The following is a 19990-nucleotide window of genomic DNA, read 5'->3' as shown; positions in this document are numbered from 1 at the left end:
ATCCGCCCCTTCGGGGCACCTTCTCCCGATGGGAGAAGGGAAAAGCTCAGCCACGCTTCCAACGCACGCCTTGCGCGGTGTCTTCCAGCACCACGCCTTCCTCGGCCAGTTCCTGACGGATCGCGTCGGCGCGGGCGAAATCGCGGTTCTTCTTTGCGACGGTGCGTTCGTCGATCAGCGCCTGGATGCGCGCATCGTCGCCGTCGCCAACGCCGCGGTTGAACCAGGCCTCGGGCGTCTGCTGCAGCAGGCCCAGCGCCAGGCCGGCGCCGAGCAGGTCGGACTTGGCCTGCTGCAATTGCGCCTGCAGCTGTGCGTCGCGCGCTGCGTCGGGACCGCCGGCCGGCGCGAGCAGCTGCCGCGCCACCGTCGCGATCCGCGCCACTTCGGCCAGCGCCTGCGGCGTGTTGAGGTCGTCTTCCAGCGCGGCCTCGATCGCCTGCGGGATCGACGCGGTGGCCTGCACCGCGTCCAGCGCGCGCAAGGTGCCGTACAGCCGGTCCAGGGTGTTCTTGCATTGTTCGATCAGCGCATCGGACCAATCCAGCGGCTGCCGGTAGTGCGCGCTCAACAGCGCATAGCGCAGCGCTTCCGGCGGATGCCGGGCGATCAGGTCGTGCACGGTCTCGATGTTGCCCAGCGACTTGCTCATCTTCGCGCCGCTGAAGTTGAGCATGCCGTTGTGCAGCCAGAACCGGGCGAAGGTGGCGCCGCCGTGCGCGCACTCGCTCTGCGCGATCTCGTTCTCGTGGTGCGGGAACTGCAGGTCCACGCCGCCGGCATGGATGTCGATGGTCGGACCCAGGTGCGCGGCGGCCATCGCCGAGCATTCGATGTGCCAGCCGGGGCGGCCGCGGCCCCACGGCGAGTCCCAGCCCGGCAGGTCGTCGCTGGACGGCTTCCACAGCACGAAGTCGCCCGGGTCGCGCTTGTACGGCGCCACCTCGACGCGGGCGCCGGCCAGCATCTCTTCCGGATCGCGCCGCGACAGCTTGCCGTAGCCGGCGAAGCTGGCCACCGCGAACAGCACGTGGCCCTCGGCGGCATAGGCGTGGCCGTTGCCGATCAGCCGCTCGATCATCGCCACGATCTGCGGGATGTGCGCGGTCGCCTCCGGCTCCAGGTCCGGCGGGGCAACCCCTAGCGCGGCCATGTCCTGCCGGTAGATGGCGGCGAAACGGTCGGTGATGGTGGCGATCGGCACGCCCTGCGCCTGCGCGGCGGCATTGATCTTGTCGTCCACGTCGGTGATGTTGCGCGCGTAGCGCAGCGCGCCGTAGCGGCGCCGCAGCAGGGCCGCCAGCACGTCGAACACCACCGGGCCGCGCGCGTTGCCGATGTGCGCGTAGTTGTAGACGGTGGGGCCGCAGACATACAGCGTGGGACCGGCGACCGGATCCAGCGGTTCGAAGGCATCGACCCGGCGGGTCAGGTTGTTGTGCAGGCGCAGGCTCATCGGCATCGGGCGTGGGGAAGCCTTGCGATTCTACCGGCAGCGGCCCAGGGCGTCTCATCCCTTCCGGGCTGGGCCGGGTCGTGTCTGCCAGGTTGCCAGCGGGCGTGCGTGGTGCGGCAAGGTACAGTCGCGCCGCGCCGGCTGGCGACCTGCCAGGCCCGATCCGCAGAACCGCGCTTGCGCGCGCCGGCTGCCGCGTTGTCGTAAGTGTCGGCTTCCTAGCGCTTCCTTACCGCTGCACGCACGAAATCGGTGCGACCTGCCCGGGAACGGAACATGTCCCACCCCAAGCCGGGACAGGCCACCGAACCGTAGGCTCGCGTTCAGCCCGACGCAAGCTGCGATGCCTACACTGATCGATCTGTCCTTCGAAGCCTGGTGCCGATGCGTCCGTACCTGTTGTTGCCGCTGGTCGGCCTGTTCGCATGCGCCGCGCCGGCCTGGGCGCAGGACAGCGAGGCGCGCAACCGCGTGGTGGTGATCGAGAACGTCAAGCTCGACTACGCGCAGGTGCTGAACGTGGAGCCGGTCTACCAGACCCTGCGCGCCACCCGCACCGAACAGCAATGCGACCCGGTGCAGACGCCGGCCCCGGCGCCGGCCCCGGTCAAGCCGGAGGACGACAGCCGCCTGAACCGGCTGATGGATTCGGTCAAGGACATCTTCAGCCGCCGCCACGAAGAGGCGCCCGCGCCGGCCGCAGCCGCGCCAGCGCCGGCTTCGAGCGGGCGCAACTGCCGCACCGTCGAGGTCGGTCGCGAGTTCCGGCGTCCGATCGCCTACGACGTCGACTATGTCTACAAGGGCACCAAGTATCGCTCGCGGCTGCCGGAGGATCCGGGCAACCGGCTGCGCATCCGCGTGTCGGTGGCGCCGTACGTGCCCGACGCGGTGGTGGTGCCGCCGCGATGAGCGCGCGCGCTTGCGCCTGCGGCGTGCGCGTGCGAGGATGCGCGCCGATGAAAGCGAACCTGCCCCAGCACGATCTCAGCGCCGCACGCATGGCCTCGGGCATGACGTCGCGCGCGCGTCGACCGGAATCCCACATCCTGGCTGGGTAACCGGAGCGCTGTGCCGTTCGTTCTGAAAACCCAGCCCGAGGCTGGGTTTTTTCGTTTTCATATCCCGGAAAGGTTTCACCCGTAAAGAACTGACTACCGCGCGTCCCGCGCACGCCACCGCCGCGGTGGCTCCACGCAGCAAAGGATGGACCGATGTCTCTGAAGCACTTCTTGAACACCCAGGACTGGAGCCGGGCCGAGCTGGACGCGCTGTTGACCCAGGCCGCGCTGTTCAAGCGCAACAAGCTGGGCAGCGAGCTGAAGGGCAAGTCGATCGCGCTGGTGTTCTTCAACCCGTCGATGCGCACCCGCACCAGCTTCGAGTTGGGCGCGTTCCAGCTGGGCGGGCATGCGGTGGTGCTGCAGCCGGGCAAGGACGCGTGGCCGATCGAGTTCGACCTGGGCACGGTGATGGACGGCGACACCGAGGAGCACATCGCCGAGGTGGCGCGGGTGCTCGGCCGCTACGTCGACCTGATCGGGGTGCGCGCGTTCCCGAAGTTCGTGGACTGGGCCAAGGACCGCGAGGACCTGGTGCTGAAGAGCTTCGCCAAATACTCGCCGGTGCCGGTGATCAACATGGAGACCATCACCCATCCCTGCCAGGAGCTGGCGCATGCGCTGGCGCTGCAGGAGCATTTCGGCACCCAGGACCTGCGCGGCAAGAAGTACGTGCTGACCTGGACCTACCATCCCAAGCCGCTGAACACCGCGGTGGCCAATTCGGCGCTGACCATCGCCACCCGCATGGGCATGGACGTGACCCTGCTGTGCCCGACCCCGGACTACGTGCTGGACCAGCGCTACATGGACTGGGCGGCGCAGAACGTGGCCGAGAGCGGCGGCTCGCTGCAGGTCAGCCACGACATCGACAGCGCCTACGCCGGCGCCGACGTGGTCTACGCCAAGAGCTGGGGCGCGCTGCCGTTCTTCGGCAACTGGGGCCCGGAGAAGCCGATCCGCGACCAGTACCAGCACTTCATCGTCGACGAGCGCAAGATGGCGCTGACCAACAACGGCGTGTTTTCGCACTGCCTGCCGCTGCGACGCAACGTCAAGGCCACCGACGCGGTGATGGATTCGCCGAACTGCATCGCCATCGACGAGGCCGAGAACCGGCTGCATGTGCAGAAGGCGATCATGGCGGCCCTGGCGGGCCAGGGCCGCCGGGATTCGTGATTCGGGATTGGGGATTCGCAACGGCGACATCCCTTTCCGCTCTTAATTAGTCAACCGCAGAGAGATTCCCCCATGTCGCAGCAAACCGCTTCCACCAATCCCGAATCCCCAATCCCGACTCCCGGCACCAAGGACATCGTCCTGGCCTTCTCCGGCGGCCTGGACACCAGCTTCTGCATTCCCTATCTGCAGGCCAAGGGCTATGCCGTGCACACGGTGTTCGCCGATACCGGCGGAGTGGACGACGAGGAGCGCGACTTCATCGAGAAGCGCGCCGCCGAGCTGGGCGCGGCCAGCCACGTCACCGTCGATGGCGGCCCGGCGATCTGGAGCGGCTTCGTCAAGCCGTTCGTGTGGGCCGGCGAGGGCTACCAGGGCCAGTACCCGTTGCTGGTGTCCGACCGCTACCTGATCGTCGATGCCGCGCTCAAGCGCGCCGACGAGCTGGGCACCCGGATCATCGCGCACGGCTGCACCGGCATGGGCAACGACCAGGTGCGCTTCGACCTGGCGGTCAAGGCGCTGGGCGACTACGAGATCGTCGCCCCGATCCGCGAGATCCAGAAGGAGCACACCCAGACCCGCGCCTACGAGCAGAAGTATCTGGAAGAGCGCGGCTTCGGCGTGCGCGCCAAGCAGAAGGCCTACACGATCAACGAGAACCTGCTCGGCGTGACCATGTCCGGCGGCGAGATCGACCGCTGGGAAGCGCCGGGCGAGGGCACCCGCGGCTGGTGCGCGCCGCGCAGCGCGTGGCCGATCGAGCCGCTGACGGTGACGGTGAAGTTCGAGCACGGCGAAGCGGTGGCGGTGGACGGCAAGCCGCTGGACGGCGCCAAGCTGCTGGCCAAGCTCAACAAGCTGTTCGCCCCGTACGGCGTGGGCCGCGGCATGTACACCGGCGACACCGTGATCGGGCTGAAGGGCCGCATCGTGTTCGAGGCGCCGGGCCTGATCGCGCTGCTGGCCGCGCACCGCGCGCTGGAAGACGCGGTGCTGACCAAGCAGCAGAACCGCTTCAAGCCTGAAGTGGCGCGCAAGTGGGTGGAGCTGGTCTATGAAGGCTTCTACCACGACCCGTTGAAGACCGACCTGGAGGCGTTCCTGGATTCCTCGCAGGCCAAGGTCAACGGCGAAGTGACGCTGGAGACCCGCGGCGGCCGCGTCGATGCGGTGGCGGTGAAGTCGCCGCACCTGCTCAACGCCAAGGGCGCGACCTACGCGCAGTCGGCGGACTGGGGCGTGGCCGAGGCAGAAGGCTTCATCAAGCTGTTCGGGATGAGCTCGACGCTGTACGCCCAGGTCAATCGCTGAAGGTAAAGCCCCTCTCCCGTCGGGAGAGGGGTTGGGGTGAGGGTACGTGCGCAGCCTCACAACGTTTCGACCGCGCAAGCTTCCCCGCACCTTCACCCGCTCGCGCGAGATTCGATTCACCAGGCTTCGCCCGTACCCTCATCCGCCCCTTCGGGGCACCTTCTCCCGAAGGGAGAAGGGACTCTGCACCTCTGCCAGGCCGTTGCCGCAACCGACATGACCGATCTGCTCGAACCCACCCTCGCGCATCTGCAGCAGCTGGTGTCCTTCGACACCCGCAATCCGCCGCGCGCGATCGGCACCGATGGCATCTTCGACTACCTGCGCGCGCAGCTGCCCGGATTCCAGGTCGAGGTGATCGATCACGGTGCCGGCGCGGTCAGCCTGTACGCGGTGCGCGGCACGCCCCAGTACCTGTTCAACGTGCACCTGGACACGGTGCCTGATTCGCCGCACTGGAGCGCCGACCCGCATCGCATGCGCCGCACCGACGACCGCGTGATCGGCCTGGGCGTGTGCGACATCAAGGGCGCGGCCGCGGCACTGATCGCGGCGGCCAATGCCGGCGACGGCGATGCCGCGTTCCTGTTCTCCAGCGACGAGGAAGCCAACGATCCGCGCTGCATCGCCGCGTTCCTGGAACGCCGCATTCCCTACGAGGCGGTGTTGGTGGCCGAGCCGACGATGAGCGAGGCGGTATTGGCGCATCGCGGCATCAGTTCGGTGCTGATGCGTTTCGCCGGCCGCGCTGGGCATGCCTCCGGCAAGCAGGATCCGTCGGCCAGCGCGCTGCACCAGGCGCTGCGCTGGGGCGGCAAGGCGCTGGACCATGTCGAGTCGCTGGCGCATGCGCGCTTCGGCGGCTTGACCGGCTTGCGCTTCAACATCGGCCGGGTCGAGGGCGGCATCAAGGCCAACATGATCGCGCCGGCCGCCGAACTGCGGTTCGGTTTCCGGCCGCTGCCGTCGATGGACGTGGACGCGCTGCTGGCGACCTTCGCCGGTTTCGCCGATCCGGCCTCCGCGCACTTCGAGGAGACCTTCCGCGGGCCGAGCCTGCCCAGCGGTGACATCGCGCACGCCGAGGACAAGCGCCTGGCCGCGCGCGACGTCGCCGATGCGCTGCACCTGCCGATCGGCAATGCGGTGGACTTCTGGACCGAGGCCTCGCTGTTCTCGGCCGGCGGCTATACCGCGCTGGTCTACGGCCCGGGCGACATCGCCCAGGCGCACACCGCCGACGAGTTCGTGACGCTGCAGCAGCTGCAGCGCTACGCCACCTCGGTGGACCGCATCATCAACGGCGTGCGCTGAGCGCGCGCCGCCGGGGCCACGGCCCTTCCATCCCGGATCACGGAACCGCCATCACCGCCATGCACGCCAACAAGCAAACCCGCCAGACCATCGTCCGCCTGCTCTCGAGCATGGCCAGCGCCAAGGAGATCAGCCAGTACCTCAAGCGCTTTTCGCAGCTGGACGCCAAGCGCTTCGCCGTGGTCAAGGTCGGCGGCGCGGTGCTGCGCGACGATCTGGAGGCGCTGACCTCGTCGCTGTCGTTCCTGCAGGAAGTCGGGCTGACCCCGATCGTGCTGCACGGCGCCGGTCCGCAGCTGGATGCGGAGCTGTCGGCCGCCGGCATCGAGAAACAGACCGTCAACGGCCTGCGGGTAACCTCGCCGGAAGCGCTGGCGATCGTGCGCAAGGTGTTCCAGGCGTCGAACCTCAAGCTGGTCGAAGCGCTGCAGCAGAACGGCGCGCGCGCTACCTCGATCACCGGCGGGGTGTTCGAGGCGCAATACCTGGACCGCGACACCTATGGCCTGGTCGGCGAGGTCAAGGCGGTGAACCTGGCGCCGATCGAGGCCAGCCTGCAGGCCGGCTCGATCCCGGTGATCACCAGCCTGGGCGAAACCCCGAGCGGGCAGATCCTCAACATCAACGCCGATTTCGCCGCCAACGAACTGGTGCAGGAACTGCAGCCGTACAAGATCATCTTCCTCACCGGCACCGGCGGACTGCTCGACGAGGCGGGCAGGGTGATCGATTCGATCAACCTGTCCACCGAGTACGCGCACCTGATGCAGCAGCCGTGGATCAACGGCGGCATGCGGGTCAAGATCGAACAGATCAAGGATCTGCTGGACCGGCTGCCGCTGGAATCGTCGGTGTCGATCACGCGCCCGGCCGACCTGGCCAAGGAACTGTTCACCCACAAGGGTTCGGGCACGCTGGTGCGGCGCGGCGAGAAGGTGCTGCGCGCCACCGCGTGGAGCGAGCTGGACACGCAGCGGTTGAAGTCGCTGATCGAATCCAGCTTCGGCCGCACTCTGGTGCCGGACTATTTCGACAAGACCCGGCTGCTGCGCGCCTACGTCAGCGAGAACTACCGCGCCGCGGTGATCCTGACCAACGAGGATGGCTACACCTACCTGGACAAGTTCGCGGTGCTCGACGACGCGCAGGGCGAAGGCCTGGGCCGCGCGGTGTGGAACGTGATGCGCGAGGAGACGCCGCAGCTGTTCTGGCGCTCGCGCCACAACAACCAGGTCAACATCTTCTACTACGCCGAATCCGACGGCTGCTTCAAGCAGGAGAAGTGGAAGGTGTTCTGGTACGGTCTGGAAAACTTCGAGCAGATCCAGCACTGCGTGGCGCATTGCGCCACCCGCAAGCCGACCCTGCTGGGCTGAGCGCGATGAGCCTGGACCTGCTGCCTGCGCTGTGGCGCGACGTGCCGATTCTGCAGGGTCGGCATGCATCGCTGGAACCGTTGCAGCATGCGCATGCCGACGCCTTGCGCGCGGCGCTGCACGGCAGCGGCCTGGAGCGGCTGTGGTACACCAGCGTGCCGGCGCCGGACCAGGTCGATGGCTATGTGGCCGCGGCGCTGGACGCGCAGGCGCAGGGCCGCGTGCTGCCGTTCGCGGTGCGCGATGCGGCCGGCGCGGTCGTCGGCAGCACCCGCTTCTACGGCCTGGACGCCGAGGTGCCGACGCTGCTGATCGGCTACACCTGGTATGCGCCGCGCGTGCAGCGCAGCGGGGTCAATACCGAGGTCAAGCGCATGCTGCTGCAGTACGCGTTCGAGACCTTGCAGTGCATCAGCGTCGGCTTCGAAACCAGCTGGTTCAACCATACCTCGCGCGCCGCCATCGCCCGGCTCGGCGCCAAGCAGGACGGCGTGCTGCGCAACCACAAGCGCCACGCCGACGGCACGCCGCGCGATACCGTGGTGTTCTCCATCATCGATACGGAATGGGCCGGGGTGAAACGCCACCTGCAGTTCCGCCTGGACTCGCATACATGACTTCCAATACCCATGGCGTCGGCATCGTCGGCGCGCGCGGCCACACCGGCGCCGAACTGATCAAGCTGGTCGCCGCGCATCCGCAGCTGCACCTGGCCTTCGTGTCCTCGCGCGAGCTGGCCGGCCAGCGCGTGGCCGAGCACAGCGCCGATTACGAGGGCGAGCTGCGCTACGAAAATCTGGACGCCGAGGCGGTGGCGGCCAAGCATGCCGATGCGGTGGTGCTGGCGCTGCCCAACGGCAAGGCCGCGCCCTACGTGGCGGCGCTGGACGCGGCGGCGGCCGAGACCATCGTCGTCGATCTGTCGGCGGACTACCGCTTCGATTCCAGCTGGTACTACGGACTGCCGGAACTGACCCGCGGCCGTTACGCCGGGCAGAAGCGGATCAGCAACCCCGGCTGCTACGCCACCGCGATGCAGCTGGCGATCGCGCCGCTGCTCGACCAGCTGGCCGGCCCGCCGCAGTGCTTCGGCGTGTCCGGCTATTCCGGCGCCGGCACCACGCCGTCGGACAAGAACAACCCCGAGCTGCTGCGCGACAACCTGATGCCGTACGCGCTGACCGACCACATGCACGAGCGCGAAGTGTCCGCGCAACTGGGCGTGCCGGTGGAGTTCATGCCGCACGTGGCGCCGCATTTCCGCGGCATCACCATGACCGTGAACCTGTGGCTGCAGCAACCGCTGGCCCTGGAGACGATCCAGCGCCGCTACCGCGAGCGTTACGCAGGCGAACCGCTGATCGAGGTGCTCGACGACGCGCCGTGGGTCAGCCGCATCGCTGGCAAGCACGGCGTGCAGATCGGCGGCTTCACCCTGGCCCCGGGCAACAAGCGCCTGGTAGTGGTGGCGACCCTGGACAACCTGCTCAAGGGCGCGGCGACCCAGGCGATGCAGAACCTCAACCTGGCGCTGGGCTTGGACGAACTGACCGCGATTCCGGTGTTGGGGCAGACGCAATGAGCTTCCTTGCCGCGGCTTTCGACTCCCCATTCCCCATTCCCGATTCCCCCAAAAAATGACCAATCTCCTCTGGCAAAAACCCGGCGTCGCCGTCGATGCCAAGATCCAGGCGTTCCTGGCCGGCGACGATGTGATCCTGGATCGCGAATTCTTCCTGCACGACATCGCCGCCAGCGGCGCGCATGCCGAAGGCCTGCAGCGCATCGGCATCCTGTCGGCCGACGAGCTGGCCGGGCTGCAGCGCGAACTGGCGATCCTGGCCGAGGATTTCCGCAGCGGCGCGTTCGTGCTCGACGAGCGCTTCGAAGACGGCCATTCGGCGATCGAGGCGCGGCTCACCGAGCGCCTGGGCGATGCCGGCCGCAAGATCCACACCGGGCGCAGCCGCAACGACCAGATCCTGGTCGCCACCCGACTGTGGCTGAAGGAACGGCTGGCGCAACTGGCGCAGCTGAGCCGCGAGATCGCCAAGGTCGCGCTGGACCGCGCGCAGGCCGAGCAGGCGCTGCCGCTGCCGGGCTACACGCATATCCAGCGCGCCGTGGTGTCTTCGGCGGGGATGTGGTGGGCCGGCTGGGCCGAGGCCTTCATCGACGATGCGATCCGCGCCCAGGACACGCTGCGTCTGATCGACGCCAACCCGCTCGGCACCGCTGCCGGCTACGGCGTCAATCTGAAACTCGACCGCGAGCACACCACCGCCGCGCTCGGCTTCGCGCGCATGCAGATCAGTCCGATCTACGCGCAGCTGTCGCGCGGCAAGTTCGAGATGGCCGCGCTGGAAGCGCTGGGCAGCGCGACCCTGGACCTGCGCCGGCTGGCCTGGGACCTGTCGCTGTTCACCAGCGGCGAGTTCGGCTTCGTCGCCTTGCCGGCGCAGTACACCACCGGCAGCTCGATCATGCCCAACAAGCGCAATCCGGACGTGATCGAACTGATGCGCGCGACCCACGCCAGCGTGGCCGCGGCGCGTACCGAGATCGAACAGTTACTGTCGCTGCCGTCCGGCTACCACCGCGACCTGCAAAGCAGCAAGGGCGCGATCTTCCACGGCTTCGGCCGCGGCCTGGCCGCGCTGGAACTGCTGCCGGCGCTGCTGGCCAACCTGGAGTGGCGCGAAGACAGGCTGCGCGCGGCGATCGACTCGGGCATGTACGCCACCGACGTCGCGGTCGAGGCGGCGCTGGCCGGCGTGCCGTTCCGCGAGGCCTACCAGGCGGCGGCTGCGTCGGCCGCCAGCGCAGGGCAGGGGCGCACGCCGGAAGGCAGCCTGGCCGCGCGGGTCTCGCCCGGCGCCGCCGCGGATCTGCGTCTGGCGGAACTGCAGGCGCGCTGGGACGCACTGGCCGGCTGAGGCAGCAGGCTGCCGCGCTGGGTTTATGGGTTTTCATCGGAAGGAGGATGCATGAACCGATCGACCGCGCTGCCGCAGGTAGCCAAGCGCCTTGGCTGGGCCGCGCTGGCGGTGTTGCTGTTGCCGCTGCTGTTGGCGCTGTGCTTTCCGGCGCATGCGGCAGCCGCAGCCGGTGACGCGCTGAAGGTGGCGGTGTACCGCGGCAAGGCCGGTTGCCGCGGTTGTTCGGAAATGGTGGTGAAAGCGTTGCGCGGAAGCGGCCTGAAGCTCGAAGTCGCCTATGTCGGCGAGCGCGAGCCGCTCAAGGTGAACGCGCGCACGCTGAGCGGATTCGACCTGTACATCCAGCCCGGCGGCGGGCAGGACATTCCCGCCGCCTACGCCGCCATCGGCGACGACAGTGCCGATGCGATCCGCGCGTTCGTGCGCGGCGGCAAGGGCTTCCTCGGCCTGTGCATGGGCGCCTATCTCGCCGACCGCGACTGGATCGGGCTGGTCGACGTGGCGCTGCTATCGGAGGTCGGACGCCCGGACTCGGGTATCGACGACGAGGGCGACCATACGATTGATGTGCGCTGGGACGGGACGCTGGAACGCGTCTACTATCAGGACGGCCCGTATTTCACCGGCAACGCCGCCTCGGGCTATGCGCCGATCGCCCACTACCGCAACGGCGACGTGGCCATGGCCCGCTACGGCTATGGCGCCGGTACGGTGCTGCTGACCGGCCCGCATCCCGAAGCCGACGCCAGCTGGATGGACGAGGATGGCGGCGACGCTTCGGCGCAGGACAAGATGCGGCGCCTGCTGCGCTACTTCACGGCGACGCGCATGGCTGTGGTGCGCTAGTGTCGACAGCGGCCGCTGGCAGGCGCTGCGGGAATGGCGGGCGGCCACGCTGGCCGGGCGGTGACGAAGTCGATCGAGGAGAAGCAGGATGACGTTGTACCTGGTGATGGCCATGCGCAAGCCGGACTTTCCGCCGTCGGTGGTGCAGCCGCACCGCGATTTTCTCGCCGCATTGCGCGCGCGCGGGCTGCTGGAACTGGCCGGCGGTTTCGGCGATGGCAGCGGCGGCGCCTACCTGCTGAAGAACGTCGCCAGCCTGGAGCAGGCGCGGGCGATCGTCGCCGAGGATCCGCTGGCGATCGAGGAAGCATCCGAACTGAGCGTGTATGCATGGAACGCGCAATGAGTCGGGCGCGGCGGCGATGAATGTCGTGACCGCTGGCGCATCGGCGTTCGTCGAGCAGGCGTTGCCGCCGTGGCGGCGCGCGGTGCTCAAGGTCGGCAGCAGCCTGCTCGCCGCCGATGGCGGCGGCGGGCTGTCGCCGCGCTACGCGCTGGGCTTGGCGCAGTTCGTCTCGGCCAACCTGGCGGCCGGGCGCGAACTGGTGATCGTGTCCTCCGGCGCGGTCGCCGCCGGCCGCGCGATCCTGCCGCGGGCCGCCGAGGCCGGCGCAGCAATCGCCGCGCGGCAGGCGCTGGCCGCGCTCGGCCAGGCGCAGCTGATCGCGCTGTGGCAGCGCTTCTTCGAGCGCCCGGTGGCGCAGGTGCTGCTGACCCACGACGACCTGCGCAACCGCCGCCGCTACCTCAACGCGCGCGCCACCCTGGGCGAACTGTTGCGGCTGGGCGCGCTGCCGGTGGTCAACGAGAACGACACCGTGTCGGTGGACGAACTCAAGCTCGGCGACAACGATAATCTCGCGGCCATCGTCGCCGCGCTGGTCGATGCCGACGCGCTGTTCATCGCCACCGACATCGACGGCCTGTACACCGCCGATCCGCGCAGCGATCCGCGTGCGCAGCCGCTGGACGACGTCCCCGAGCTGACCGCGGCGGTGCTGGCGATGGCCGGTGGCAGTGCCAGCAGCGTCGGCACCGGCGGCATGCGCACCAAGCTGGAGGCCGCGGCCAAGGCCGGCGCCGCCGGCATCGAGACCTACCTGTTCAACGGCCGCAGCGCCGAGGTGGTGCGCGGCCTGGCCCAGGACCGTCTGCGCGGCACCCGCATCCATCCCGCGCGCACCCGCATCGCCGCGCGCAAGTACTGGCTGCGCCAGGTGCCGGTCGAACCCGGCGCGATCCTGGTCGACGCCGGCGCCGCCGCCGCGCTGGCCGACAAGGGCGCCTCGCTGCTGCCCGGCGGCGTGGCCGGTGCCGAAGGCGACTTCCGCCGCGGCGACATGGTCGAGGTGCGCCTGCGCGACGCCGCCGGCGACCGCTGCCTGGCGCGCGGCGTCAGCCAGTACTCCGCCGCCGACGTGCGCCGCATCGCCCGCCGCCACTCGCGCGACATCGAATCGATCCTGGGGTATAGCTATGGAGAGAATGTGATTCACCGCGACGATCTGGTTGTTATTCGGGACTCGGGACTCGGGACCCTGGACCCGGTGTGAGCTCGGCCGGCCGGCGCATGCGCAGGCCGACACGCCATCGCATCGCGCACCTTCGGCAAATGCGAGAACGAGTCCAACGCTTTCGCATCGATGGCTTGACAGTTCCCGCCGCCCGCACAGCCTTTCCGAGTCCCGAGTCCCGAGTCCCGAGTCCCGAGTCCGCCTAAACACTGGAACCATCCATGAGCACGATCCGAATCCAAGCCCTGCAATGCCGCGACGCCGCGCAGGCGTTGGCGCAGTTGTCCTCGGCGGCCAAGCAGGCCTTGCTGGAGGCGATGGCGGCCGCGTTGGAAGCGGATGCGGAGACGATCCTCGCCGCCAATGCGCGCGACCTGGAGGCGGCGCGGGCCACGGACGTCGGCACTGCGATGCTCGACCGGCTGGCGTTGGACGGCAAGCGCCTGGCCGGCGTCGCTGCGGCGCTGCGCGAAGTGGCGGCGCTGCCCGATCCGGTCGGCCAGGTCACCCGCGACGACGTGCGCCCGAACGGCATCCGCGTGCAGAAGGTGCGGGTGCCGCTGGGCGTGATCGCGATGATCTACGAGGCGCGCCCGAACGTCACCGCCGATGCCGCGGCGCTGTGCATCAAGGCCGGCAACGGTGTGATCCTGCGCGGCGGCTCCGAAGCGATCCATTCCAACACCGCGATCGCCGCCGCGCTGCGGCGCGCGCTGCGCGAAGCCGGGATCGGCGAGGACGCGCTGACCCTGGTCGAGGACCTGCGCCGCGAGACCATGCTGGAACTGCTGCAGCTCAACGACATCGTCGACCTGGCGATCCCGCGCGGCGGCGAGGGCCTGATCCGCTTCGTCGCCGAGCACGCGCGGGTGCCGGTGATCAAACACTACAAGGGCGTGTGCCACCTGTTCGTGGACGCCTCGGCGGACCTTGAGCTGGCGGTGAAGCTGCTGGTGGACGGCAAGACCACGCGCCCGGCCGCGTGCAATTCGCTGGAGACGCTGCTGGTGCACGCCGACGTCGCCGCGCGCTTCCTGCCGCTGGCGGCGCAGGCGCTGCAGCAGCGCGGCGTGGCCCTGCGCGGCGACGACGCCAGCCGCGACCTGCTGCCGGACATCGACGCGGCCAGCGATGCCGACTACGCCGCCGAATTCCTCGACCTGATCCTGGCGATCCGCGTGGTGCCGGACCTGGACGCGGCGATCGCGCACATCCGCCACTACGGTTCGGACCACACCGAAGTCATCGCCACCGCCGATGCGGCCAACGCCGAGGCGTTCGTGCAGGCGCTGCGCGCGGCGGTGGTGATGGTCAACGCCTCCTCGCGCTTTTCCGACGGCGGCGAACTCGGCCTGGGCGCGGAAATCGGCATCTCCACCACGCGCCTGCACGCCTATGGCCCGATGGGCCTGGAAGCGCTGACCGTGGAGCGCTTCGTGGTGCGCGGCGAGGGGCAGGTGCGGCACTGACCGTTGCTACCTGCCTGCGCTGCGGTAGCGGCGCGGCAGGCGGAGCGCCTAGGATCCGGTCGGCAGCGGATCGTGGTTGATGCTGGATATCACGCGGTTGCGTCCTGCGGTCTTGGCCCGGTAGAGCATGCGGTCGGCTTCCGCCACCAGTGCATCGATCCGCGGCACGCCGCCGACCGAGGTCGCCACGCCGATGCTGATGGTGGCGTCGATGCGGCGTCCTTCCACTTCCCTGGCGTCGGCCATGAACGCAAGGCGCAGCCGTTCGGCCATCGCGTTGGCCTGCGCCAGATCGGTGTCCGGCAGCACGCAGACGAACTCTTCGCCGCCGAAACGGAAGATCCAGTCGCCCTTGCGCAGGCTGCGCCGCGCCACCTGCGCGGCCAGCACGATGACCGCGTCGCCAAGCCGGTGGCCATGGCGGTCGTTGATGCGCTTGAAATGGTCGATGTCGAAGAACAGCACCGAGCGGCGGCGCGCGCCGCGATCGCGCCATTGCTCCGCGCGCTGCTCGAAGAAGCGGCGGTTGTACAGGCCGGTCATCGGGTCGCGCACCGAGTCGTCGTAGTAGCGCAGTGCGTCGCGCTCCTTGTGCATGGCCACCAGCAGCGCGCTCGCCAGCAGCACGTGCAGCAGGATCCGCACGTTGTAGAAGACCACCGCCCAGGTCTGTGCGGGCGCCGCGCCCAATGGCTGCGGCAGCCAGTGCGCGAAGGCCACCGCCAGCGCCGCCAGCCCTGCGGCCACCGCGAACACGATGGCCAGCAGCCTGGCCGACGGAAGGCCGCCGTTGCGCCGGCGCCACAGTTCTCTCGCCGGTAGCGCGCTGTAGAGGCAGATCAGCCCGACGCGCAGGCCCGCGTTGGCCGTGGCCCAGCCGTAGCGGTCGAACACGACGATCGCCAGGCCCAGCCACAGCAACGCCGGCAGCAGCAGCCAGCCCCAGCGCGGCGGGCGGTCGTAGAACGCGCGGATCGCCTGCCAGCCGAACGCATAGGCGAGGGTGATGCAGAACGCGCCCAGTTGCAGACCGAGCCTGCCGGGAAACGCCTGCGGCTGGATCAGGAAGGCGCAGCCGCAGGCGCCTGCGAAGAACGGCATCGCCAGCCACAGGCGCTTGCCCGCCTGCGGGCGGGCGACCAGCACCAGCAACGACAGGCACAGCAGCACCACGGTGGTGTAGCCGAGCAGCGTGGGGACATCGACCATGGCGGCAACGAAGGCCTTGCGCTGGCGGGCGGCTGCCAGACAGGCCTTATCGGAAAACGCCATTATCCCCCCATTGTTCCGACGTGGGCGGGGCGCGTTGCCGACGCCTTTCCGCGCTGCGGCCCGCCGCTTCAGGTTCACGACGCAGCCGCCATGCGCGCCGAGGTGGGAGCGACACTTCCGCCAGGGCCGCGGTTGCGCCTACAGTCGCGATCTCACTGCCCGGAGGTTCCATGCGCCCCATCGCCGCCCGCTTGCTCGTCACCGTCATTGCCGCCGCGCTGGCCGCCGCCGCCCAGGCGCAGACCGCGCCGATGACCCCCGATGTCACCGGCAAGGCCTTCGTCGCGCCGACCGAGGCCAACGACTACATCAAGCGCGAGGTGATGATCCCGATGCGCGACGGGGTCAAGCTGCACACGGTGATCGTGCTGCCCAAGGGCGCGCAGCACGCGCCGATGCTGCTGACGCGCACGCCCTACGACGCCAGCGGCCGCGCCAGCCGCATGGCCTCGCCGCATATGCGCGACCTGTTGCCGCAGGGCGACGAAGTGTTCGTCGACGGCGGCTATATCCGCGTGTTCCAGGACATCCGCGGCAAGTACGGTTCGCAGGGCGACTACGTGATGACCCGGCCGCTGCGCGGCCCGCTCAACGGCAGCAAGGTCGACCATGCCACCGACGCCTGGGACACGATCGACTGGCTGGTCAAGAACGTGCACGAGTCCAACGGCAAGGTCGGCATGATCGGCTCGTCCTACGAGGGCTTCACCGTGGTCATGGCGCTGACCGATCCGCATCCGGCGCTGAAGGTGGCCGCGCCGGAAAGCCCGATGATCGACGGCTGGATGGGCGACGACTGGCTCAACTACGGCGCGTTCCGCCAGGTCAACTTCGACTACTTCACCGGCCAGCTGACCCAGCGCGGCAAGGGCAGCGGCATCCCGCGCCACGGCCACGACGACTACAGCAATTTCCTGCGCGCCGGCTCGGCCGGCGACTACGCCAAGGCCGCGGGCCTGGAGCAGTTGCCGTGGTGGCACAAGCTCACCGAGCACCCGGCCTACGACGCGTTCTGGCAGGGCCAGGCGCTGGACAAGGTGATGGCGCGCACCGCGCTGAAGGTACCGACGATGTGGCTGCAGGGCCTGTGGGACCAGGAGGACATGTGGGGCGCGATCCACAGCTACCAGGCGATGGAGCCGCGCGACGCCGGCAACGACAAGAACTATCTGGTGATGGGACCGTGGCGGCACAGTCAGGTCAACTACGACGGCTCGGCGCTGGGCGCGCTGAAGTTCGACGGCGACACCGCGCTGCAGTTCCGCCGCGACGTACTCAAGCCGTTCTTCGACCAGTACCTGATCGACGGCGCGGCAAAGGCCGACACGCCGCCGGTGTTCATCTACAACACCGGCGAGAACCACTGGGATCGCCTGCAGACCTGGCCGCGCAGCTGTGAGCAGGGCTGCGCGGCGCGCAGCAAGCCGCTGTACCTGGCCGCCGGCGGCACGCTGTCGTTCGATGCGCCGACGGCCGGGCAGGGCGATTACGAGGAGTACGTGTCCGACCCGGCCAAGCCGGTGCCGTTCGTGCCGCGCCCGGTCGATTTCGGCGATCGCGACATGTGGATCAGCTGGCTGGTGCACGACCAGCGCTTCGTCGACGGCCGCCCGGACGTGCTGACCTTCGTCAGCGCGCCGCTGGACGCGCCGCTTAGCATCGCCGGCGTGCCCGACGTGCACCTGCAGGCCTCCACCAGCGGCAGCGACAGCGACTGGGTGGTGAAACTGATCGACGTCTACCCGGACGAAATGGCCTCCGATCCGAAACTGGGCGGCTATGAACTGGCGGTGTCGATGGCGATCTTCCGCGGCCGCTACCGCGAGAGCTTCGAGACGCCCAAGCCGATCGCGCCGAACCAGCCGCTGGCCTACAGCTTCGGCCTGCCCACCGCCAACCACACCTTCCAGCGCGGCCACCGGGTAATGGTGCAGGTGCAGTCCAGCCTGTTCCCGCTGTACGACCGCAACCCGCAGACCTACGTGCCCAACATCTACTTCGCCAAGCCCGGCGATTACCAGAAGGCCACACAGCGCATCTGGCACACGCCGCAGCAGGCGAGCTACATCAGTCTGCCGGTGCGCTGAGCGCCGCTGCAGGGCGGTCGTGCGGGTGTGCAGCGCCGGCGAAGCCGGCGCATTCCGTGTGCGCGGCATGCCGTATCGCGCCGCCGCGCACCCGGCTCACAGACGCAGTGCGTCCAGCACCAGCGAGAATGCCGGCGAGTGCTGGCGGCGGCTGGGGTAGTAGAGGTGGTAGCCGGAGAACGGCGGGCACCAGTCTTCCAGCACCCGCACCAGGCGCCCGTCTTCGAGATGGGGTGCGAATTCCTGCTCGGGCAGGAACGCGATGCCGAGTCCATCCAGCGCGGCGCGCACGATCGGCGGCGAGGTGCTGAAGATCACCTGGCCTTCGACCCGCACGTTCACCTGCCGGTTGCGCCGCTCGAACTCCCACACGTAGATGCCGCCATGGGTGGGGAAGCGGATGTTGATGCAGCGGTGTTGGGTCAGGTCGCCCGGTAGCTTGGGCACCGGTCGCTGCTGGAAGTAGGCCGGCGCCGCGGCCGCAGCCATGCGCAGCGGCGGTCCGATCGGCATCGCGATCATGTCCTTGTCCAGGCTTTCGCCCAGGCGCACGCCGGCATCGAAACGGTCGGCGACGATGTCGCGGAAGCCGTAGCTGACATCGAATTCGATCTGCACGTCCGGGTAGCGCTGCAGCACCGGGGTCAGCTTGGGCAGCAGGGTGGTGCGCAGGATGTGGTCGCCGCTGGTGATGCGCACGATCCCCGCGGGCTTGTCGCGCAGGGCGGTCAGCGCGTCCAGTTCCGACTCGATCTCGTCGAAGCGGTTGCCGATGGCCTGCAGCAGGCGCTGGCCCGCCGCGGTGGGCGAGACGCTGCGCGTGGTACGCGTGAGCAGGCGGATCTGCAGCCGCGTTTCCAGCGCCTTGATCGCCTGGCTGAGCGCCGACTGGCTGACGCCCAGCGCCGCGCCGGCGCGGGTGAAGCTGCCTTCCCGGGCGACGGTGACGAAGGCCAGCAGGTCGTTGAGGTTGCGTCGTGCCATGGGTCAAGTCTGACAGTCCGATTGATTAGATGGACTAATAGGGGGTGCAAGGATTCATCATCTTATCAGCCGGGTGCGGTGTGCCGACAATGGCCATCCTCCCGTCTCACCGGAACCCCACCATGTCCGTCAACGCCTACGGCACCTACGCCGGCGACCAGCCCCTCGAGCCGATGCGGATCGCGCGCAGTGCCCCCGGCCCGCACGACGTGCGCATCGACATCGCGTTCTGCGGCATCTGCCATTCCGACCTGCACCAGGCGCGCGGCGAATGGGCCGGCACCCGGTTCCCGTGCGTGCCGGGCCACGAGATCGTGGGCCGGGTCGCAGCGGTCGGCGCGCATGTCGCCGGTTTCCAGCCCGGCGATCTGGTCGGCGTCGGCTGCATCGTCGACAGCTGCAGGCACTGCGAGGAGTGCGACAGCGGGCTGGAGAACTACTGCGACGGCATGACCGGAACCTACAACTTCCCGACCGCCGACGCGCCCGGCCACACCCTGGGCGGCTATTCGCAGCAGATCGTGGTCCACGAACACTACGTGCTGCGCATCCGCCATCCGGCACGGCAACTGGCGGCGGTGGCGCCGCTGCTGTGCGCGGGCATTACCACCTATTCGCCACTGCGCCATTGGGGTGCCGGCCCCGGCAGGAAGGTGGGCGTGGTCGGCATCGGCGGGCTCGGCCACGTCGGCGTGAAGCTGGCCCACGCGATGGGCGCGCATGTCGTCGCGTTCACCACTTCCGATGCCAAGCGCGACGCTGCCTTCGCATTGGGCGCCGACGAGGTGGTGGTGTCGCGCAATGCGCAGGAGATGGCGGCGCATACGCAGAGTATCGACCTGATCGTCAACACGGTCGCCGCGCCGCACGACCTGGACGCGTTGCTGGCCCTGCTCAAGCGCGATGGCGCGATGGTGCTGGTCGGCGCGCCGGCCAGCCCGCACCCGTCGCCGGCGGTGTTCAACCTGATCCTGAAGCGCCGCACTCTGGCCGGCTCGATGATCGGCGGCATTGCCGAGACCCAGCAGATGCTGGATTTCTGCGCCGAGCACGACATCGTCGCCGACATCGAACTGATCCGCGCCGACCAGATCGACGCCGCCTACGAGCGGATGCTGCAGGGCGATGTGAAGTATCGCTTCGTCATCGACAACGCCACCTTGGCCGCCTGACCGGAGA

The 19990-nt window shown here is 69.0% G+C and carries 17 protein-coding genes; 14 read left to right on the top strand and 3 right to left on the bottom strand.

Annotation, left to right across the window (positions count from 1 at the left end; all coding sequences use genetic code 11):
- Positions 1–46 precede the first annotated feature (46 nt).
- Positions 47–1456, bottom strand: coding sequence for a cysteine--tRNA ligase (cysS, locus tag HEP74_RS12720; protein ID WP_185813186.1), 1410 nt, complete (start codon positions 1454–1456; stop codon positions 47–49).
- 384 nt (positions 1457–1840) lie between these two features.
- Between cysS and HEP74_RS12715 the strand changes: the two genes are divergently transcribed.
- The 12 genes from HEP74_RS12715 (at position 1841) to HEP74_RS12660 (ending at position 14468) form a co-directional block, all read left to right on the top strand.
- A complete protein-coding gene (locus HEP74_RS12715) occupies positions 1841–2368 on the top strand; it encodes a hypothetical protein (protein WP_185816617.1) in 528 nt (175 codons plus the stop codon).
- Between the two features lie 302 nt (positions 2369–2670).
- Entirely contained in the window at positions 2671–3696 is a 1026-nt protein-coding gene (locus HEP74_RS12710; protein ID WP_185813185.1) for an N-acetylornithine carbamoyltransferase, read from the top strand.
- 72 nt (positions 3697–3768) lie between these two features.
- The gene (locus HEP74_RS12705) at positions 3769–5010 is read left to right on the top strand and encodes an argininosuccinate synthase (RefSeq protein WP_185813184.1); all 1242 of its coding nucleotides are present in this window, start codon (positions 3769–3771) and stop codon (positions 5008–5010) included.
- 216 nt (positions 5011–5226) lie between these two features.
- Positions 5227–6324, top strand: coding sequence for an acetylornithine deacetylase (locus HEP74_RS12700; protein ID WP_185813183.1), 1098 nt, complete (start codon positions 5227–5229; stop codon positions 6322–6324).
- A 59-nt stretch (positions 6325–6383) separates the two neighbouring features.
- On the top strand, positions 6384–7700 hold the full coding sequence (locus HEP74_RS12695; protein WP_185813182.1) for an acetylglutamate kinase: 1317 nt from the start codon (positions 6384–6386) through the stop codon (positions 7698–7700).
- 5 nt (positions 7701–7705) lie between these two features.
- Positions 7706–8317, top strand: a complete 612-nt coding sequence (locus HEP74_RS12690; protein ID WP_185813181.1) for a GNAT family N-acetyltransferase — start codon at positions 7706–7708, stop codon at positions 8315–8317.
- Complete coding sequence (argC, locus tag HEP74_RS12685) at positions 8314–9282, top strand: N-acetyl-gamma-glutamyl-phosphate reductase (protein WP_185813180.1); 969 nt, start codon at positions 8314–8316, stop codon at positions 9280–9282. The genes HEP74_RS12690 and argC overlap by 4 nt, the downstream gene beginning before the upstream one ends.
- 55 nt (positions 9283–9337) lie before the next feature.
- Positions 9338–10636 (top strand): argininosuccinate lyase, encoded by a 1299-nt coding sequence (argH, locus tag HEP74_RS12680; protein ID WP_185813179.1) that lies wholly within the window; start codon positions 9338–9340, stop codon positions 10634–10636.
- Between the two features lie 51 nt (positions 10637–10687).
- Positions 10688–11485, top strand: a complete 798-nt coding sequence (locus tag HEP74_RS12675) for a hypothetical protein (RefSeq protein WP_185813178.1) — start codon at positions 10688–10690, stop codon at positions 11483–11485.
- An 88-nt stretch (positions 11486–11573) separates the two neighbouring features.
- Positions 11574–11831, top strand: coding sequence for a YciI family protein (locus HEP74_RS12670; RefSeq protein WP_185813177.1), 258 nt, complete (start codon positions 11574–11576; stop codon positions 11829–11831).
- Between the two features lie 16 nt (positions 11832–11847).
- A complete protein-coding gene (gene proB, locus HEP74_RS12665; RefSeq protein WP_185813176.1) occupies positions 11848–13038 on the top strand; it encodes a glutamate 5-kinase in 1191 nt (396 codons plus the stop codon).
- Between the two features lie 182 nt (positions 13039–13220).
- Complete coding sequence (locus tag HEP74_RS12660) at positions 13221–14468, top strand: glutamate-5-semialdehyde dehydrogenase (RefSeq protein WP_185813175.1); 1248 nt, start codon at positions 13221–13223, stop codon at positions 14466–14468.
- Between the two features lie 48 nt (positions 14469–14516).
- On the opposite strand, the gene HEP74_RS12655 is transcribed toward HEP74_RS12660, so the two are convergent.
- Positions 14517–15740 (bottom strand): GGDEF domain-containing protein, encoded by a 1224-nt coding sequence (locus tag HEP74_RS12655; RefSeq protein ID WP_185813174.1) that lies wholly within the window; start codon positions 15738–15740, stop codon positions 14517–14519.
- A 170-nt stretch (positions 15741–15910) separates the two neighbouring features.
- Between HEP74_RS12655 and HEP74_RS12650 the strand changes: the two genes are divergently transcribed.
- Positions 15911–17827 carry a CocE/NonD family hydrolase gene (locus HEP74_RS12650; protein WP_185813173.1) on the top strand — a complete coding sequence of 639 codons (1917 nt, stop codon included), beginning with the start codon at positions 15911–15913 and terminating at the stop codon, positions 17825–17827.
- A 96-nt stretch (positions 17828–17923) separates the two neighbouring features.
- On the opposite strand, the gene HEP74_RS12645 is transcribed toward HEP74_RS12650, so the two are convergent.
- On the bottom strand, positions 17924–18811 hold the full coding sequence (locus HEP74_RS12645) for a LysR family transcriptional regulator (protein WP_185813172.1): 888 nt from the start codon (positions 18809–18811) through the stop codon (positions 17924–17926).
- A gap of 122 nt (positions 18812–18933) precedes the next feature.
- Between HEP74_RS12645 and HEP74_RS12640 the strand changes: the two genes are divergently transcribed.
- Entirely contained in the window at positions 18934–19983 is a 1050-nt protein-coding gene (locus tag HEP74_RS12640) for an NAD(P)-dependent alcohol dehydrogenase (protein WP_185813171.1), read from the top strand.
- The last annotated feature ends 7 nt before the right edge of the window (positions 19984–19990 follow it).

Source organism: Xanthomonas sp. SS, from assembly GCF_014236835.1.
GTDB lineage: Bacteria > Pseudomonadota > Gammaproteobacteria > Xanthomonadales > Xanthomonadaceae > Xanthomonas_A.
Note: the sequence above shows the minus strand (reverse complement) of the source record. Positions and strands in the feature narration are given on the sequence as shown.

Coding starts and splice junctions, on each gene's coding strand:
- cysS (WP_185813186.1), bottom strand. CDS start 1,456: ATGAGCCTGCGCCTGCACAACAACCTGACCCGCCGGGTCGATGCCTTC.
- HEP74_RS12705 (WP_185813184.1), top strand. CDS start 3,769: ATGTCGCAGCAAACCGCTTCCACCAATCCCGAATCCCCAATCCCGACT.
- HEP74_RS12660 (WP_185813175.1), top strand. CDS start 13,221: ATGAGCACGATCCGAATCCAAGCCCTGCAATGCCGCGACGCCGCGCAG.
- HEP74_RS12650 (WP_185813173.1), top strand. CDS start 15,911: ATGCGCCCCATCGCCGCCCGCTTGCTCGTCACCGTCATTGCCGCCGCG.
- HEP74_RS12640 (WP_185813171.1), top strand. CDS start 18,934: ATGTCCGTCAACGCCTACGGCACCTACGCCGGCGACCAGCCCCTCGAG.
- HEP74_RS12675 (WP_185813178.1), top strand. CDS start 10,688: ATGAACCGATCGACCGCGCTGCCGCAGGTAGCCAAGCGCCTTGGCTGG.
- argC (WP_185813180.1), top strand. CDS start 8,314: ATGACTTCCAATACCCATGGCGTCGGCATCGTCGGCGCGCGCGGCCAC.
- HEP74_RS12700 (WP_185813183.1), top strand. CDS start 5,227: ATGACCGATCTGCTCGAACCCACCCTCGCGCATCTGCAGCAGCTGGTG.
- HEP74_RS12715 (WP_185816617.1), top strand. CDS start 1,841: ATGCGTCCGTACCTGTTGTTGCCGCTGGTCGGCCTGTTCGCATGCGCC.
- HEP74_RS12695 (WP_185813182.1), top strand. CDS start 6,384: ATGCACGCCAACAAGCAAACCCGCCAGACCATCGTCCGCCTGCTCTCG.
- HEP74_RS12655 (WP_185813174.1), bottom strand. CDS start 15,740: ATGGCGTTTTCCGATAAGGCCTGTCTGGCAGCCGCCCGCCAGCGCAAG.
- HEP74_RS12690 (WP_185813181.1), top strand. CDS start 7,706: ATGAGCCTGGACCTGCTGCCTGCGCTGTGGCGCGACGTGCCGATTCTG.
- HEP74_RS12670 (WP_185813177.1), top strand. CDS start 11,574: ATGACGTTGTACCTGGTGATGGCCATGCGCAAGCCGGACTTTCCGCCG.
- argH (WP_185813179.1), top strand. CDS start 9,338: ATGACCAATCTCCTCTGGCAAAAACCCGGCGTCGCCGTCGATGCCAAG.
- proB (WP_185813176.1), top strand. CDS start 11,848: ATGAATGTCGTGACCGCTGGCGCATCGGCGTTCGTCGAGCAGGCGTTG.
- HEP74_RS12645 (WP_185813172.1), bottom strand. CDS start 18,811: ATGGCACGACGCAACCTCAACGACCTGCTGGCCTTCGTCACCGTCGCC.
- HEP74_RS12710 (WP_185813185.1), top strand. CDS start 2,671: ATGTCTCTGAAGCACTTCTTGAACACCCAGGACTGGAGCCGGGCCGAG.